The organism is Desulfuromonas carbonis (assembly GCF_054658035.1).
In genome coordinates this window covers 1,362,900-1,379,314 of sequence record NZ_BAAHXR010000003.1, presented here as the reverse complement: position 1 = coordinate 1,379,314, position 16,415 = coordinate 1,362,900, and the positions used below count along the sequence as shown (strand labels likewise).

13 protein-coding genes and 1 pseudogene are annotated in these 16,415 nt (G+C 62.1%); 5 read left to right on the top strand and 9 right to left on the bottom strand.

Going from position 1 to position 16,415, the window contains the following annotated elements; translation table 11 throughout:
- Positions 1 to 14 precede the first annotated feature (14 nt).
- From nrfD to ACYQ8E_RS13275, 3 genes are all read left to right on the top strand, one after another.
- Positions 15 to 1,298, top strand: a complete 1,284-nt coding sequence (gene nrfD / locus ACYQ8E_RS13285; RefSeq protein ID WP_066729631.1) for an NrfD/PsrC family molybdoenzyme membrane anchor subunit — start codon at positions 15 to 17, stop codon at positions 1,296 to 1,298.
- A gap of 263 nt (positions 1,299 to 1,561) precedes the next feature.
- On the top strand, positions 1,562 to 3,016 hold the full coding sequence (locus ACYQ8E_RS13280) for a NapC/NirT family cytochrome c (protein WP_066723539.1): 1,455 nt from the start codon (positions 1,562 to 1,564) through the stop codon (positions 3,014 to 3,016).
- A gap of 338 nt (positions 3,017 to 3,354) precedes the next feature.
- Positions 3,355 to 3,702 carry a YtxH domain-containing protein gene (locus ACYQ8E_RS13275; RefSeq protein WP_459861077.1) on the top strand — a complete coding sequence of 116 codons (348 nt, stop codon included), beginning with the start codon at positions 3,355 to 3,357 and terminating at the stop codon, positions 3,700 to 3,702.
- Positions 3,703 to 3,878: 176 nt separating this feature from the next.
- On the opposite strand, the gene ACYQ8E_RS13270 is transcribed toward ACYQ8E_RS13275, so the two are convergent.
- The 7 genes from ACYQ8E_RS13270 to ACYQ8E_RS13240 form a co-directional block, all read right to left on the bottom strand.
- A complete protein-coding gene (locus ACYQ8E_RS13270; RefSeq protein ID WP_066723532.1) occupies positions 3,879 to 6,350 on the bottom strand; it encodes a mechanosensitive ion channel family protein in 2,472 nt (823 codons plus the stop codon).
- 82 nt (positions 6,351 to 6,432) lie between these two features.
- Positions 6,433 to 7,179, bottom strand: a complete 747-nt coding sequence (locus tag ACYQ8E_RS13265; RefSeq protein ID WP_066723524.1) for an N-formylglutamate amidohydrolase — start codon at positions 7,177 to 7,179, stop codon at positions 6,433 to 6,435.
- Entirely contained in the window at positions 7,172 to 8,401 is a 1,230-nt protein-coding gene (locus ACYQ8E_RS13260) for a carboxylate-amine ligase (RefSeq protein ID WP_066723521.1), read from the bottom strand. The genes ACYQ8E_RS13265 and ACYQ8E_RS13260 overlap by 8 nt, the downstream gene beginning before the upstream one ends.
- Positions 8,398 to 9,876, bottom strand: coding sequence for a RimK family ATP-grasp domain-containing protein (locus ACYQ8E_RS13255; protein WP_066723509.1), 1,479 nt, complete (start codon positions 9,874 to 9,876; stop codon positions 8,398 to 8,400). Before ACYQ8E_RS13255 ends, ACYQ8E_RS13260 begins: the two co-directional genes overlap by 4 nt.
- Complete coding sequence (locus ACYQ8E_RS13250) at positions 9,854 to 10,612, bottom strand: C39 family peptidase (protein ID WP_066723506.1); 759 nt, start codon at positions 10,610 to 10,612, stop codon at positions 9,854 to 9,856. Before ACYQ8E_RS13250 ends, ACYQ8E_RS13255 begins: the two co-directional genes overlap by 23 nt.
- 150 nt (positions 10,613 to 10,762) lie before the next feature.
- Positions 10,763 to 11,089, bottom strand: a complete 327-nt coding sequence (locus tag ACYQ8E_RS13245; RefSeq protein ID WP_066723497.1) for a DUF3024 domain-containing protein — start codon at positions 11,087 to 11,089, stop codon at positions 10,763 to 10,765.
- Between the two features lie 19 nt (positions 11,090 to 11,108).
- Positions 11,109 to 12,032, bottom strand: a complete 924-nt coding sequence (locus ACYQ8E_RS13240; RefSeq protein ID WP_066723494.1) for a PLP-dependent cysteine synthase family protein — start codon at positions 12,030 to 12,032, stop codon at positions 11,109 to 11,111.
- Between the two features lie 242 nt (positions 12,033 to 12,274).
- On the opposite strand from ACYQ8E_RS13240, the gene ACYQ8E_RS13235 reads away from it, so the two are divergent.
- Complete coding sequence (locus tag ACYQ8E_RS13235) at positions 12,275 to 12,472, top strand: hypothetical protein (RefSeq protein ID WP_066723491.1); 198 nt, start codon at positions 12,275 to 12,277, stop codon at positions 12,470 to 12,472.
- A gap of 147 nt (positions 12,473 to 12,619) precedes the next feature.
- Here ACYQ8E_RS13235 and ACYQ8E_RS13230 read toward each other — a convergent pair whose 3' ends face one another.
- Together ACYQ8E_RS13230 and ACYQ8E_RS13225 are read right to left on the bottom strand one after the other, a co-directional pair.
- Complete coding sequence (locus tag ACYQ8E_RS13230) at positions 12,620 to 14,452, bottom strand: UbiD family decarboxylase (RefSeq protein ID WP_066723488.1); 1,833 nt, start codon at positions 14,450 to 14,452, stop codon at positions 12,620 to 12,622.
- Between the two features lie 27 nt (positions 14,453 to 14,479).
- The gene (locus ACYQ8E_RS13225; RefSeq protein WP_066723323.1) at positions 14,480 to 15,436 is read right to left on the bottom strand and encodes an IS1595 family transposase; all 957 of its coding nucleotides are present in this window, start codon (positions 15,434 to 15,436) and stop codon (positions 14,480 to 14,482) included.
- A gap of 556 nt (positions 15,437 to 15,992) precedes the next feature.
- On the opposite strand from ACYQ8E_RS13225, the pseudogene ACYQ8E_RS13220 reads away from it, so the two are divergent.
- Positions 15,993 to 16,385: pseudogene (locus ACYQ8E_RS13220) on the top strand (Ig-like domain-containing protein); the annotation flags it as partial.
- Between the last annotated feature and the right edge of the window lie 30 nt (positions 16,386 to 16,415).

The window sequence follows — 16,415 nt, the reverse complement described above, 5'->3', positions numbered from 1 at the left end:
ATGTTGCCCAAATGGTGGTTCACGGCGAAGCCTGGACAATCAAGGACCTCTTCGTCCTCCCCAACGAATATGTCTACTGGTCGATCCAGATTGTCATGTATCCCTACATGACCGGCCTGGTCGCCGGCGCCTTCGTCCTCTCTTCCCTCTATCATGTCTTCGGAGTCGAAAAGCTGAAGAATATCGCTCGCTTTGCCCTGGTCTTCTCCTTCGCTCTGCTGCCGGTGGCGATGATGCCGCTGCTGCTCCACCTGCAACAACCCTTCCGCGGCATTCACGTCCTGATGACACCCCACTTCACCTCGGCGATCTCCGCCTTCGGCATCGTCTTCATGACCTATGCCTGTATCGTCGCCGCCGAAATCTGGTTCGTCTATCGCAGGTTCATCGTCGAGACCCTGCTGCGCCTGGAGCAGAAGAGTTCCCGCAGCGCTGGCGAAAGCATCCTTTTGTTGATCTACAAACTCCTCAGCCTCGGCGTCCGCGACATCGGCGCAGAAGCCCTGGAAGCCGACCACAAGGCGGTCAAGCTCCTGGCCGGGGTCGGTATCCCCGTCGCCTGTTTTCTGCACGGCTACGCCGGCTTCATCTTCGGCTCGGTCAAGGCCAACGCCCTCTGGATGACACCGCTGATGCCGGTGATCTTTATCTGCTCGGCCGTCGTTTCCGGTATTGCCCTCTGCATCGTCAGCTACTATGTCTTCATGGAAATCCGCAAGTGGGCCGCCCGCCGCGGCAAGAACTATCTGCTGCCCGACGCCATCGCCCACGGCAGCGCCGCGGTCGATTACCACCACCTGCGCAGCGTCCAGGACCACGAGGTGAAGATGACCTCCAAGTACCTGTTGATCTTCATGACCCTGGCCCTCACCCTGGAAATGCTCGACATGATCTTTCGCGGCTATACCGCCGTCAAGTCCTGGGACGCCCTGCGCATGGTCATCTACGAGCATGATTTCGTGAAAATCTTCATCCTGCAGTATGGTATCGGCAACCTGCTCCCCTTTATCATGCTGCTGATTCCCGGGATCACGGTGCGCCGTGCAGCGGCGGCTTCTCTGCTGGTCCTGTTCGGGGTCTTGATGATGCGCTGGAACGTCGTCATCGGCGGCCAGGCCTTCTCCCTGACCTTTGCCGGCTACATGCATTACCACCTGCCGATCATTCCCCACGACATGGAGACCTTCAAGGAGGGACTCGCCGGAGCCCTGACGGTCATAGCCACCCCCTTTGTTATCTTCTACTTCCTCAACATGATTCTGCCGGCGTTCATGGAGGAGAACTCCCCCAGTCACTGATTCCCCGCAGAATGCTCTAGCTCAAAAGCAGCGGCCGCCCCCCGGGCGGCCGCTGCTTTTCATGGGGCCGGATTAATTTGTCGGCAAAAAGCCCGATTTCTGCTGGTGTCACAGCCGGATATGCGATATGGATATTGACAAGCCGGGGTAATTAATGCTACCTAATTACCCTTCCCGGCCCAGAGCGCCCGGTTCCCCGCATCTCCCGACTGCGGCAAATATATCTGTCGCAACCATGCCATTTTTCCCGACAAGGACCCGACATGAAACGGATCACCGACATTCTCACCGCTTTCGCCCGCGGGATCGCACGCAGCCGCGTTTCCCTCATCGGTGCGATGATCGTCACCGTTATCTTCCCCTTTCTGCTCGGCGCCCTGCTCTACGACGTCATCTGGCACATTCGCAATACCTACTTTGCCGCCCTGGTCTACATGGTCCTCGGCCCGACATTTATTGTCGGCCTGGTCATGGTCTTTCTCGGCCTCTTCTTCTTCAAGGGGAAGGAAGAAGTCCGGCTTTTCACCATGGATTACCTGCGGGACTACTTCACCGATCCGACCAAGTTCAGCCGGATGCGGAAGCTGGTCTTCTTTGCCGTCTTTCTGACCTGCGTCAATCTCTTCATCTTCGGCTTGCTCGGTTACCGGGGCTACCACTACCTGGAATCGGTCGGTTTCTGCGGCCAGTTCTGCCATGAGGTAATGAATCCGGAGTTCACGGCCTACACCAACTCCGCCCACTCCCGGGTCCCCTGCGTTGAATGCCACATCGGTTCCGGCGCCACCTGGTTCGTAAAATCGAAGATCTCCGGTGCCCGCCAGCTCTTTGCGGTCGCCCTCGACACCTTTCCCCGCCCCATCGAGGTCCCAGTCCACGGCCTGCGCCCGGCCCGCGACACCTGTGAAGAATGCCATCGTCCGGAAAAATTCCATGGCGACAAGCTGGCCGTCAAGGACGACTTCAAACCGGACGAACAGAATTCCCACGTCCAGTCGGTGCTGTTGATGAAGATCGGGACGGCCGGGGACCGGGCGGTCAGCTCCCACGGCATCCACTGGCATGTCGCCCCGGAAAACCGCATCACCTACCGGGCCAGCAGCTGGGACCGGATGGAAATCCCGGAAGTGACCCTCCACAAGGCAGACGGCACCACCACCATTTTCCGCACGGCTGACGCCGAAGAAAAACTCAAGTCGGTCGGCGAGGAGGTCGGCGTCCGGGAAATGGACTGCATCGACTGCCATAACCGGCCGACCCATGTCTACCTGCCGGCCAAGGTCGCCATCAACAACAAGATCCTCTCGGGCGACATTCCCGTCGATCTCCCCTTCATAAAACGCCAGGCCATGGAGGTTGTCCAGCAGCAATACGCCACCCAGGCCGAGGCCCGCACCGCTATCGCCAGTGCCCTCAACACCTGGTATCAGAAGAACTATCCGGCCCTGGTCAAGGAGGCACCGGCCAAGCTGGAGAAGGCGATTGCCGGGGTGCAGGCGGCCTACGCGCAGAATGTTTTTCCGGAAATGAATGTCCAATGGGGCACCTACACCAGCCACATCGGACATAACGAGGACCTCGGCTGTTTCCGCTGCCACGATGAGGAGCATGTCGCCGAATCGGGAGAGACCATCTCCATGGATTGCGATACCTGCCACTCCATCCTCGCCGAAGAGGAAGCTAATCCCGCCATCCTCAAGGAGTTGCGCGGCCAGTAATGCTCCCCCGAAACTTGCGACAAGAAAAGCCCGGTTCCTGGAACCGGGCTTTTCTTATGGGCGCAAACGGCAACCTCCCGCATGGTTAGCGGGAGGGCCATTGCTTCAACCGGGCTTTTGCGGCCGGCTGGCTCGCTCTGCGGGGCAGAGCGATCATACCCCCGGAGGGGGTCAGGTTTGCCTAAGTTTCGATGTGGTCTGCTATGATCCCGATCCTCCTTTCTCTTTGCTTTCAGTCTAGCGCCTCTCCTGATAAATGCAAGGGCACTCCGGCATCTTGCAGCGCCGCCGTTTTGTGTTAAAGGAAGAGGAAGACTTGACCTTATCGGAGGCACACCATGAATGGAAACCAGAAAGCGAGTACCGTCGGGGCAATCATGCTGATCGCCGGTGGACTGATCGGCGCCGGGATCGGCATCCTCTTTGCGCCGCAATCCGGCAAGAGAACCCGCCGCCAGATTGGCCGTTACAGCAAGAAGGTAAAAAACGAAACCGAAGCCCTGATCCGGGATTCGGCCGAGGCCGTCCGCGAGACGGTTGATACTCTCGCTGACCGCACCAGCGACCTGGTTGAAAAGGGGGGCGAGGTCGCCGAAGAATGGCGCGAGCACCTCATGGACGCCCTTGAAGAGGGGCAGAAGAGTATTGATCGCCAGCGCCGGAGACTCACCAACATCTGGAAATAGGCGGCAACTTGGCCCAGTACCCTGTAACTCATAGGATTTCGGAAGATTGCGCAGGGATTTTTCGTGTCAGCAAGGCATGGTGTTCGCTGCCTAGCCATAGCTAAACAGCGAACACCAAAACGCAGCTGACGCGAAAAATAACCAGCAAGATACGAAAGATTATGGGTTACTGGGGACTAGCCCGGCTCCTTGCTCTGGTCTTCTGCCGGCATTGCCTGATTTCGCGCCCCCCTTCCCGGGGCCACGCGATCGAGCAGGGAGTTGTCCAGGGACCGCAGGTGCAGGTCCCGCTGTGGGAAGGGGATTTCCACGCCCTCTTCCCGGAAGAGGCGGTCGACCTCCTGGCCCAGTTCGCTGCGCACCACCTGGCGGCGCGATATATCGGCGATCCAGACCCGCAATTCAAAATCGATGGAACTGTTGCCGAAGGCGGTGAAAATCGCCGAAGGGGCAGGCTCTTTCACCACCGCTTCATGCCCCTCCGCGGCCGCCAGCAGCAGCCCCAGCACCTTGGCCAGGTCGCTCCCATAAGCAACCCCCACCGGCAGGACCACCCGGGCCATCTTGGTAGAAAGGGTCCAGTTGGTCACCTTCTGGGAAACCAGGTCTGAATTGGGAACGATGATCTCCGACTGGTCAATGGTTTCCACAATTGTCGAGCGCAGGCCGATTTTGCGCACGGTCCCCCACTCGTTTTCGATCACCACCATGTCCCCGACCTTGATCGGGCGCTCAAAGAGGAGAATGATGCCGCTGACGAAATTGTTGACGATATTCTGCAGGCCGAATCCGATGCCGATACCGAAGGCCCCGGCCAGGACGGCAAAGTTTTTCAGTTCAATACCGGCCAGGCTGAGGGCGAGCAGAAAGCCGACAAAGACCAGGCTGTAATGGAGCAGTTTTTTGATCGAATCCCGAACGCCGCGATCCATCCCCTTGCGGGGAAAGACCTCCCACTCGAGCAGGGCACGCAGGACCCAGGAGAGCACGATCGAAAGGTAGATAACCAGGGCGGCGAGCAGGACCATCTGTACAGAGATAAAGGTCTCGCCCCAGGGGAACCCTAACTCCAGCAACCGTGCCCAGGCCTGGGCAACGGAATCGACAAGACCCCAGACCACGCACAGGTAAAAACCGGCATAGCCGACCACGAACACGTCAAAAAGGCTCTTCAATCGCCTGGCGAGCTCGTCTCCGGAGCGGCGAACGAAACGGCTCCGCTGCAAAAGCGGCCGGCTGAACAGGTATTCAACCCCGCCCCGGACCAGACGAATGGCCATCGCCGCCACCAACCAGAGAAAGACCGTCTCCAGGGAGGACTCAAAGAGTCGTGACGCCAACACCGAGTAGCCCCCTGCCTGGGCGGCAAAGGCCGTTAAAAAGAGGAGGCTCAGGACCTGCAGGAAAAGAACAAAGAGATCGCTTCGCCCTCCCTTTGCCTGCCGGTTGCGCCGCGCCACCTGCAATAACAGCGGGACGCTCAGCAGCGTAACGACGGCAAGATAGAGCCGGTAGAGGGGCTGCGGGAGCGACAGGGTTTGCAGCAACAGGGAGACCAGGAAGAGTGCCGCCAGGAAGAAAACGGTGAAAATCTTGCGGCGGTTTTCCAGCAGGCCGGTAATCAGGATCGATGCTGAGCCAACGACCAGGAACCAGAGGGAAACCCGCCACCAGGCCGAAGGGGTGGGGTAGAGGAAACTCAGTGCGGAGATCGCGGCGAAGAGTCCGGTGGCCCAGGGATGCTTGAGAATGAAATGCCACTCCGCCGCAACCTCCGGGGTATGGCGCTGCCGGCGGATGAAAAGCCCGAGGACAAGAGCGACTCCGGCCTGCAGCAGCAGCAACCACCCCTGGTCGCGGAAATAGCCCGCTGAAATCCCCTGGCTCTCCTGAACACCTTCTACGACCCGGGCCCGGAGGGTGTCCTTAAATTGCCGGTAAAAGGCGGGATTGAAAAAGGAGGGGGCGGTGCGGGTGAAGGTCTTGCGCCGCATGGCGTCAAGGCTCGCCTCGATCCGGTTCAAATCGTTGAGGTTTTTTTCCTGCAGGGTGGTGACGCTGGTTTGCAGCTCGATCAGACGGGAAAAGGCCTGGTTGGTCTTTTCCAGAACCGTGGTGATCGTCTCCCCTGCCTTGGCAAAGGCATCCCGGGGCAGTGGCAATTTCTGCTCCCGGACCTGTTTCTCCCAATCCTGCCAGAATGTCTTATTCTCTTCCCAGGCCGTTCGCAACCGGTCGAGTTCGGCCAGCGGTTGCGAAATCATATCGACCAGCCCCTTGAGGGCATTTCGCTGTTCAACCAGGCGACCACGGATATCGAGGAGCCGCTCGATACTCCAGCCGGCGGGATCACCGAGGGTGGCCAGGCGTTTTTGCAGCGCCTCCTGGCGTCCCCGTTCCTGCTCCAATAAGGCAGTAACAGCGCGATGATCCTGGAGGGTGTCGACCCGGGACAGTGCGGTCCCCGCCTCTTCAGTGAGACTGGAAAGACGTGGCACCACCTCGGCGACACCCAATGGCGGTGTTTTTTCCTGGGGCGGGGAGACGGCGACCGCTTCCTGCTCCGACTCCTGGGCATGGGCGGCAAGATCCACGGCCGGCGCCAGCAGTAAAAGGATGAACGCAATGATCAAACGTTCTGCCCACATGACCCGTTTTCTCCCATCGGTTCTTCTCTAAGTCTGCCCCGATCCCCGGGCCTGTCAATGAATACCGGGGGCGGGAAGGGGCTCAGGGATGCCGTTCCTCATCGTACCAGTTCTGGAGGACCGGCCGATCGAGCAGCATATCCAGGCTGCGGAGGAGGTCGTCCTGCAACTGCTGCCAGCCTTCGCCGCCGGTCAGCGGCCAGCGCTGGTTGATTTCGAGCTCAATTCCAAGGTAGGGGTCCTGATGCCGCTTGCGCCGTCGCAACCAGGTCACCAGACTGTCGGCGGCCCCCCGGTAAGGGTAATTGCGGCGCACCCGCCAGGACCGGCCGCTTTCCCGAAGCAGTTGCTGCCAGCGCCGACAGAGCCGGTTCTCCGCCGGCACCCCCGGATCGTAGAGCAGGCCGACATCGGCATTGCGTTCGACGCCGCGAAAATGCGGGGTAAAGGAATGCAGGGAAAGATGAAGGACCGCACTCCCCCCGGACAGGGCCTGGTCGACCTGGCGAACCACCGCCTGCCGATACGGATGGTAGTAGCGTTCCAGCAGCGAACGCCGCGCGGCCGCCGGCAGGGCGCGGGAGAACTCGGAGAAGAGGGTTTGGCTGTGCGGACTGCGATTGGCATCGACCAGCAGTCGGGTGACCCGGCAGGCATTCAGGAAAACCCCGCGCTGGGCCGCCAGCCGTTCGGCAAAGGGGAAAATCCCGATGTCGTAGCCGCGGTGGGTCTCCAGCAGCGCCTCGTGCCCGAGAAAAGCCCCCTCCCAGGGCCCCGGGACCTGGTTGCCGGCATGCTCACAGCTCAGGACCAGGCGCATGTCAGCCATCAAAGAGCCTTCCTTCCGCGAGGCAGGCACCCAGCTCCCGGTAGCAGTCGACCACAAGCGGCGCCGTCGGGGCAGGACCGAGCCGCTGCACCAGGCGCCGGGCCAGGGTTCCGGACCGGAGAATCAGTTCCAGGGCTTCCTGCTGGGGCGCTGCCAGCAGTCCGCCGCAGCGTTCGGCCAGGCGGCGCCAGAGCTGGCCGGCACGGCATGGCGCCTCCGGCACCCCGAGGGCCTCCAGATAGCGCCGGTCCTCGATGAGGGCCGCCTCGCCATCCCGGATCGTGGCGAGCAGGATCGGCTCCAGTTCGGCGACGGACCAGAGCTGCTGCTCGGCGTAACTCAGCCACTCCTCGCCGACCAGGGCGCGCAGCAGGGCGACCAGCAAGGAGACGATCGCCAGGTCGGCAGCCGGACACTCCTGAACATCGAGCAAACGGATTTCAATAGTGTTCCGTTCAAAGCGGGCGATGGCGCCGCGGGAGTTGAGCCACTCGTGCTGCAGGACCGCTTCGGGGTCCCGGGCCGCGATCTCCCGGTACATCGTCTCCAGCACCTCCTCCCGGTAGGCACGGGGGGAGAAGACCGGCTCGGGGATAACCCGGCCGGTAACGGACGGCACCAGCCGCTGGTTGAGGCGATAGACCTCGAGCCGGTTGTCGAGCAGCCCGGTCGATCGGCCATCGAGCAGGGGTGAACTCGCTGCCAGCGCCGGCAGGATCGGCAGCACCAGGCGAATGGCGGCATGGAGGCGGCCGAACTCCTCGTCGCTGGCAAAGGGGAGGTTGAGGTGGACACTCTGCAGGTTGGCCCAACCATGGCCGCGGCAACCGAAAATCCGGTCGTAGGCCTGATAAATCGGGCTGTTGTCGTGAGGCCAGAGCAGGGTTTCCCGCAGCGGGTCCATCGACGGGTGCATCCCCCCGGGAAGGAGCATGCCGCCGAGAGGACCAAGGTGGCGGTTGATCTTGCCGACATGCTCCTGGAAGGTGCTGGCGAGCCCCTCCAGCCGCGCGGCCGGCCCGTTGGTCTTCAGCTCGATGACATGCAGCACCAGCTCGTTAGACCAGGCCAGCGCCCCGACCTCCACCTCGTCGGTCAGCTCCCCCGCCTGCGCGGTCAGCACCTGGTCAGCCACCGGCAGCACCGTCAGCCGCTCCCGGTCGACAATCATGTACTCGATCTCGACGCCGAATCCTTCAAAGAGATGCAGGGGGCGTTTCATGCCGGCACCCGTTCCTTGCGCTGCTCGACCCGCCGCAACATCACCCGCATGATCCGCAGATAGAGATCCTCCTTCAGGACCTGGTCCTCGACGCCGGCGTCGAGGTTCGGATTGTCGTTGACCTCGATGACGTAGACCTGGTCGCCGACCTGCTTGAGATCGACCCCGTAGAGACCGTCCCCGATCAGGTTGGCCGCCTTCAGCGCCGTGCGCAGCACCGGGGTCGGCAGATGCTCGACCGGGATGGTATCGAAGCGCCCCTCGTCGACCAGCTTGCCGCCAACGTCATGCTTGAGGATCTGCCAGTGGCTCTTCGCCATGTAGTAGCGGCAGGCGTAAAGGGGCTGGCGGTCGAAGATGCCGACGCGCCAGTCGTAGGCGGTGGGGAGAAACTCCTGGGCGATGATCAGCTCCGACTTTTCCAGCAGGCGGCCGATCGCCTCTTTGCAGGCCGCCTCGCTCTCGACCTTGATCACCCCGCGGGAAAAAGAGGAGTCGGGCTGCTTAAGGATGCAGGGGAGGCCGAGAGTCTCGCTGACCTGGGCGCGGTTGCCGCGATGAACGATCATGGTGCGCGGCGTCGGCACCTTGTTGCGCTCCAGCAGTTCGGCGAGAAAGACCTTGTTGGTGCACTTGAGAATCGACTCGGGATCGTCGATGACCACCAGCCCCTCGGCCGCCGCCCGCCGGGCAAAGCGGTAGGTGTGGTGGTTGACGCTGGTCGTCTCGCGGATGAAGAGGGCGTCGAATTCGCCGAGGCGACCGACGTCATCCTTGCCGATCAGCTCGGGAGTGAATCCGATCCGGGTCGCGGCGCGTAGAAACCTTTGCAGCGCCCGGCGGTCGGAGGGAGGGTCGGCCTCTCCCGGAGCCACCAGGATCGCGAGGTCGTAGCGGCTGCGCCCCTGGCTTCCTCCTCGCGGCCGGCGCCCGCGGAAATAGTCGCCGGCGACCGCGACCACGAATTCGCGATGCTCGTCGGGTATCTCGGCCGCCGCCACCGGCGTCAGTCCCTGCAGCAACCAGCGTTCGCTCTTGCTGCTGTAGGCAAAGGAACAACGAAGGAAGGGGGCCGGAAACTGCTTGAAGAGCCGCTGGCTGAGAGGATCATAGTGCTTGGCGAGGTTGCGACCGAAGTAGACCGAGAGGAGATATTCCCTGGACTGCAGGTGGCCGAGGCTCTTCTGGATCAGGGCGTCAAGGTCCTCGGCGGCGACCTTGACGATTGCCTGGGATTTCAGATCCTGGATGGTGGTGATGCCGGGGAGCGGCTTGTGGCCGCGGGCGGTGGCGAGGAGCGAAACGTAGTAGCCGATGCTCTGGTAGCGGTAGGAGCGGCAGAGGTTGAAGACCTTGACATGGCGTAGCGCGTTGAAGCGCGTCTCAGTCAGGTAGGCGCGGGCCGGTACCAGCTCGGCGCCGGGGATGGTCAGCGGCCAGTCGGCCGGGTCGTCAACGACGATGAGAGTCGGCATCACTTCTTCCCTTCGGGCCTGGCGGCCGGATGATCAACAGGTTGGCGTCATAGGTCAGCACCCCGAGCAGGATAGCGCAGATGACCCGGTCGATGCTCACTTCGTAACGCTGACCGGCCCCCACCGGGTTGCTCGCCAGGGGGTCGGCGATCAGCACTGTGCGCTGCTGACGGTCATAACCGCGCAGTACGACAAAGTGTCCCGATGGCTCACCACGAATGTCGTCGTAATCGGCGTTGGGGCCGAACTCCCGCGGGCTGTGGTAGAGGTAGGTCGCCGACAGGCCGGAAATGACCGGGGCGCCCCGGTTGAGAAACTTGCGGATCAGGCCGGTGGTCAGGTCTTCGAAGCGAAGTTCACCGCCGAGGGCAAGGAAGTCGAGGTAGGCCCGACTCGCAGCGTGCAGCCGGGGGTCGTCCTTGACCGCCATCTGCGCCCGCAGCTTGGCTGGCAGCTCGGCGGGCGGGCCGGTGAGCCAGGTCGGATCGAAGAGCTGCAGCTTGTAGGTATAGATGGTCGCCCGGTAACCGCGGCGCAGGGCGTGGCAGGCGAGCAGTACCGCCAGGGTCCCACCCCCTTCGAGCATCGGCACCTCGGCAATGACCTGCTGCAGCGGGAGAGAATCGCCGTAGTAGTTGTAGAGAGCGTGCAGGCAGGTCGGCCCGCAGGTGATCTCATCGGGCTGGGGGAGGATTTCGAAGGGGAGCTGGGCGCGCTCCGGCAGGTTCGCTTCCATTGGCATCGTCGCGGCAAGGGGATTGGCGGGCCACAGCAAAACTCTAGCAGTTCCCGGGGACGATGCAATGAGCGGACGCGGGGATCAGGGAGCGCGGCGGCAGTATTTGGCAGGAGCGGTGAGGATTGGAGCGGGGGGCAGGAAAGCAGGTCAGTCGGGCCAGAAGAAGTTGAAGGGATCACTGTCGACCACGGCCAGCAGCTTGCCGAACTCCAGGGTCGGCCCCGCGTTGAGATAAAAACACCAGCGCCCGGCGTCATCACGGTAGTGCAGGGTCCACTGGCCGAGCTCGGCGACGAAGCGGAAGCGCACCAGGGGGAGGGTCGCCGCCGGGCGCGTCAGGAACAACAGCAGACTCTCCTCCTCCGCTGACCAGGCGAGCCGCCCGTCGGCGATCCGGCCGGCAGCGTTCTGGCGCTCGACGAAGGCGGCCAGCGCTTTTTCGGCGGTGCGACGCACCAATTGCGGGACGGCCATCGGCTTCACCACGATAAGGTCAGGGGGGACAGCAGGCGCAGACCGAGCGGAACAGGGTGGTACTCAGGTAGCGGTCGCCGCGGTCCGGCAGGAGGGTGACGATCGTCCCCTGCTCCAGCTCGCTCGCCAGCCGCAGCGCCCCGGCCACCGCGGCGCCGCTCGACATGCCGGCGAAAATCCCCTCGCGGAACGCCAGCTGCCGGGCGGTCTCAAAGGCTTCCTCGTCCTCGACGGTCAGCTTGGCGTCGAGGGCCTGTTCCTGATAAATCTCCGGCACGATCGCCTCGCGCATATTCTTCAACCCCTGGACCTTGTGGCCGAGGCGCGGCTCGACGCCGACGATGCGCACGCCCGGCCTGGCTTCGCGCAGGTAACGGCCGACCCCCATCAGGGTCCCCGAGGTTCCCATCCCGGCGACGAAGATATCGACCGCGCCATCGCTCTGGCGGAAAATTTCCGGCCCGGTCGTCTCATAGTGGGCCTGGACGTTGGCGCTGTTGGCATACTGGTTGGGCATGTAGTAGCGGTCGGGATCTTCGGCCAGGATCTGGTGCGCCAGGCGGATCGCGCCGTCGGTTGCCTCCTCGGCCGGCGAGAGGACCAGCTCGGCGCCGTAGGCTTCGAGGACGCTGCGCCGCTCGACGCTGACACAGGCCGGCATCACCAGCTTGACCCGGTAACCGCGGGCGGCGCCGATCATCGCCAGCGCGATACCGGTATTGCCCGAGGTCGGTTCGAGAATGGTCTGGCCGCGATCGAGCAGCCCGGACGCCTCCGCGGTTTTGATCATGAACCAGGCCGGACGGTCCTTGACCGAGCCGCCGGGGTTGTTCCCTTCGAGTTTGGCAAGAATCCTCACCCCGGGCCGGGACTGCAGCCGGGTCAATTCCACCAGGGGAGTGTTGCCAATCGCTGCCCCCAGATTCAATCCTGCGCTATTCATCGCTGCTACCTTAGCCAACCGGAGAGATGCCATCCGTGCCGATGCACGCTGCGGCCGCCCGGGCATCAGCTGCCGGACGGCCGCAGCCATCTTAAACCCTCGGCGTGGCGCAAGGCAACGCCAATTTCCCCACGCCAATTTCCCCAGTCCCCGACGCATCCTGTTGACAAGCCGGCCGTTTATGGGTAATTATTGATTTTCAATTAACTATGGCTAATCGTCTGTCCAGCAAAGGAGTCCCCATGAAGATCGATGAAGTACGCCAACGCGCCTATGCCCTGGGGATGAACGGCATCAGCCGGATCAAGAAGGGCGACCTGATCCGGGCCGTTCAGCAGGCGGAAGGGAACCAGCCCTGCTTCGGCACCGCCGGACGTCTCGACTGCAGTCAGCTCGACTGCTGCTGGCGAGAGGACTGCCTGGTCCCACGGCCGGGCTGAAGGCTAGCCCCGGCCGAGGCAGTAGCCCTGGCCCGTTCGGCGCCAGGGCGTAAAAGCTATTTCCAGCGCCGGCGCAGCAGCACGCCCGCGTCCCGGCAGCGTCCGAAAATTTCCGCCCCATCGATTCCCCATCCTCAACACACCAATTCAATAACAGCCATGCAGCGGCCCGCCAGGCGCCGCCAGTGCTTCGACCCGGGCCGCCACCGCCGGATCCTCGAGGAGCGGCGGCGCATGGTGCGGCTTGCGGCGGGCATCGACCACCAAGGCACCCTGGCAGCCCCAGTGTTTGTTCTTAATCGCAGCGCCAATCCCGTAAATATCCTGCGCCGGGTCGGAGCGGGTAAAGGTCACCCAGAGCAAATTATCGAGGCTGCGGGCGGTGAAGTCACTGTCATCGACCACCACCACCAGCGGGAAGTCGTTGATGCCGTCGTTTGCGGTGAAGTGATCGCAAAAGCCCTGGATCGTCCCGGCCTCCTTCTCCCACGCTGCTGGCCCCTGCACCAGCAGCACCCCGGGCAGGGCGACCCGCGGAGCACTGAAGCCGGCGGGGAGACGCAGCCCGGCCGGCAGCTCGACCGGCAGTTTTCGGCGCGGCGGGCCGGCGGCGACGATCACCACCTTCGACCCCTGGTTGAGGCCGCTGCCCGAATAGTCGAGGGTGTCGATGGTGGTGCAGGTCTGGAAATGGAGGTCGCGGCGCCAGTCGACCCGCTCCAGCAGATGCCGGAAAAAGGCTGGTATATCGTGGATATCGAGCTGCGGGCTGTCCTCGCGAGCGGTCAGCAGCAGGTACTTGGCGAGGGAGAGCTGCCCTTGGCCGAGCAGGGCGTTGCCGAGGGTCAAAAGCTCCTGCGGGCGGCGCTCGGCGGCGTAGGGGACATAGCGCTCGCTGCCGATCGCCAGCAGCAGCGGGTGGACGCCGGCGGCGTCGACGGCATGCACCGCGTGGATGCCGGGGAGAACGCTCGGGATCAGGTCGCCGGTCAGCTCGTGGATAAAAGCCCCGAAGCTGGTGTCCTCCTGCGGCGGCCGGCCGACGCTGGTGAAGGGCCAGATCGCCCCCGGCCGGTGGAAAACCTGCTCCACCTGCAGCACCGGAAAATCGTGGACCAGGCTGTAGTAGCCGAGATGGTCGCCAAATGGGCCCTCGGGAAGCGTCCGTTGCGGATCGATACGCCCGCAGATAACGAAGTCGGCTTCGGCCGGCATAGGCAGGCCATTGCATCCCTGGACGAGCTTGATGCGTCGTCCACCGAGGAGCCCGGCAAAGGCAAGCTCCGGCATCCCCTCCGGCAGCGGCATCACCGCCGCCACCGTCAGGCTCGGCGGACCACCGAGGAAGACGCTCACCGGCAGCGATTCGCCGCGCTCGCGGGCGGCGGCGTGATGGACGCCGAGGCCGCGGTGAATCTGGTAGTGGAGGCCGACCTCGGCCCCGGGACGATAGGCGCCGCCGGAGAGCTGGACCCGGTACATGCCGAGGTTGGAATGGCGCCAGCCGGGCTGGCCGGGATGTTCGGAGTAGACCTGGGGCAGGGTGATGAAGGCGCCGCCGTCGTCGGGCCAGGACTTGATCTGCGGCAATTCGCCCACGGTGGTGGTTTGGGCAAGAATTGGCCCCGTCCCTACGCGCTTTGGCAGCAACCGCAGGGCCGCCGCCGGAGCGCCGGCAAAGCGCAACGGGTGACGCAGCAGTTCGGCGGGGTCGAGCTTGAGGCGAACCAGGGCTTCGACGCCGGGGAGGGCGTCGCGAAAGAGAAAGCGGGTGCGCTCTAAGGTGCCGAAGAGATTGGCGAGCGCCGGGAAGCGGCACCCTTTGAGGTTGGTGAAGAGGAGCGCCGGCCCGCCCCCGGCATAGACCCGGCGCTGAATCGCCGCTACCTCCTGATCCGGATCGACTTCGGCGGTGACGCGCAGCAGCTGGCCGGTGCGCTCGAGATCAGCCGCGGCGGCGGCAAGATTGCGGTAACCCATGGACCTGCCTTTCAAATTTCTACCTGATTAGGTCCAATTCTCAGCTCGGCGAAGCCAGGCCTCGGGCCGCTTGCCGATTGAGACACAGGCGAACAGCAGTCTTGGCAGCATGCTGCGCAGATCGAACCGCCGGTTGAACCGGTACTGAAACTCGGCCAGATAGCGATGCGCATATTTGTCGAAGTCAAACGCATGATACGTTCCGGCCATGGCCGTCTTAAGATTGCCCAGGATGGTGTTGATCCAGTGGAAGCAGCCCATGTCGGTACTTCTGCGTTGATCACCAACCACCTTTCGCTGATGGTAGCACCCAGTCTTGGTGACGGCGCGGAAGCAATTCAGGCCATCAGAAACGACCAGCGCCGTCGGTGCCAAGTGATTCTTGGCCCATTGATCAACGTCATGGCTGCTGAAGGTCGTCACCCGGCTAAAAACAGCTCGCAGCGGATGGCCCTCGTGACTGGTCTCCACTGCCGCAATGAAGGGAACTTTGTTCTCCGAACCGCGACCAACCTTACCGCCGGAGCGTTCCCCGCCCAAGTAGGCGTCGTCGATCTCGACCCGCTGGGCCAGAACCGTTGTCTCTTCGCGCTCGAACATCGCCTGCATGAGCTTGTGCTTGAGCCGCCAAGCCGCTTTGTAGCTCAAACCCAGCATTCGTCTCAACTCCAGCATCGACAGGCCGGACTTGCCTTGTGTCATGAAGTAGAGGGCCAGAAACCACTGGGTCAGCGGCAGATTGCTCCCATGGAAAATCGTTCCGGAGATCAGCGAGATCTGTTTGCGGCAGCGACAGCACTGGAAGATGTTCGACCGTCCTCGCCGAAACTGGACCGCGCGGCTTGCACCGCATGCTGGACAGACAAATCCTTGGGGCCAGCGCGAGTGCTCAAGGATCGCCTCGCATTGGGCCTCCGTACCATAGTCTTTGAGAAAATCAGCCAAGCTCAGCCCCGGTTGGAACTGGATACGATTGATGGCCATGGATGCTAACCTCCTTGTTATTCATGAGTTCCATGGCCAAACTCTATGCTCCCTGTGCGACAGAATGTGTCATAGCTGAGAATCAGACCTAATCAGGAATTTCTATGGATAATGTGAATCATCTTACCCGAGCGCAAACGGGAAAACAATCCACGGCTTTCTTGGCTGCCCCGCAACCCCACCGGTGCGATCGACCTGGCTGCCATTACCGTAGGGCTTAATTCGCCAGGAAGTTGGCTGGACTCTATTTTGATTCCCGCAAAGAGGCTAGGGCACTTGGCATCCCGCCCTAATCAGCAACATTCCCAGGCACAAACATTTCTTTCTTCCATATATCAACAGCTAGTTAACCTGAATTTGGGCGATTATCGGATTTCCAATTCCCGGAGTCGAAGAAAAGTCAATCCTGAAAATCGATGAGATCTCCTGGCATTTTATGTGCATTGACAAACCATTCCCACGTTGATGAATGCGGGCGGCAAGCCAGAACTCATTATAAATAAGTTGTTTTTCCCCTAGCTCCGTGGTAGTAAGTTGGCTCATATTGTCGATTACTATGGGAAAATACCCAGAGACCATAAAAACTCACTATTGCACCAAAAGGGAGGGTTTGATGAAAAAAATTCTAATCTCTTATGTCTTGCTTGCAGTAATCCTGTTGATGGCAGGAGGCTGCGGAAAAGAAAGTGACTCAACAACTACCTCCCCAACCAATATCAATAACTCGGAGGTCACGGCTGTTTCGCTTACTACAGGAAGTAACAGCATCACGGCAGATGGAACTGCCTCAACCCTGCTGCGCGCCGTTGTCTCGGGCGGCAGCGGCCCCATCGAGGGTGCGACTGTCACCTTTTCCACCACACTGGGCAACGTAAACCCTTCAAGCGCCATAACTAATGCCAACGGCATTGCCCAGGTGAGCCTGGTAAGCGGCACCTCCATTGGTACCGCACAGGTCAATGCGATTGCAGGCGGCGTC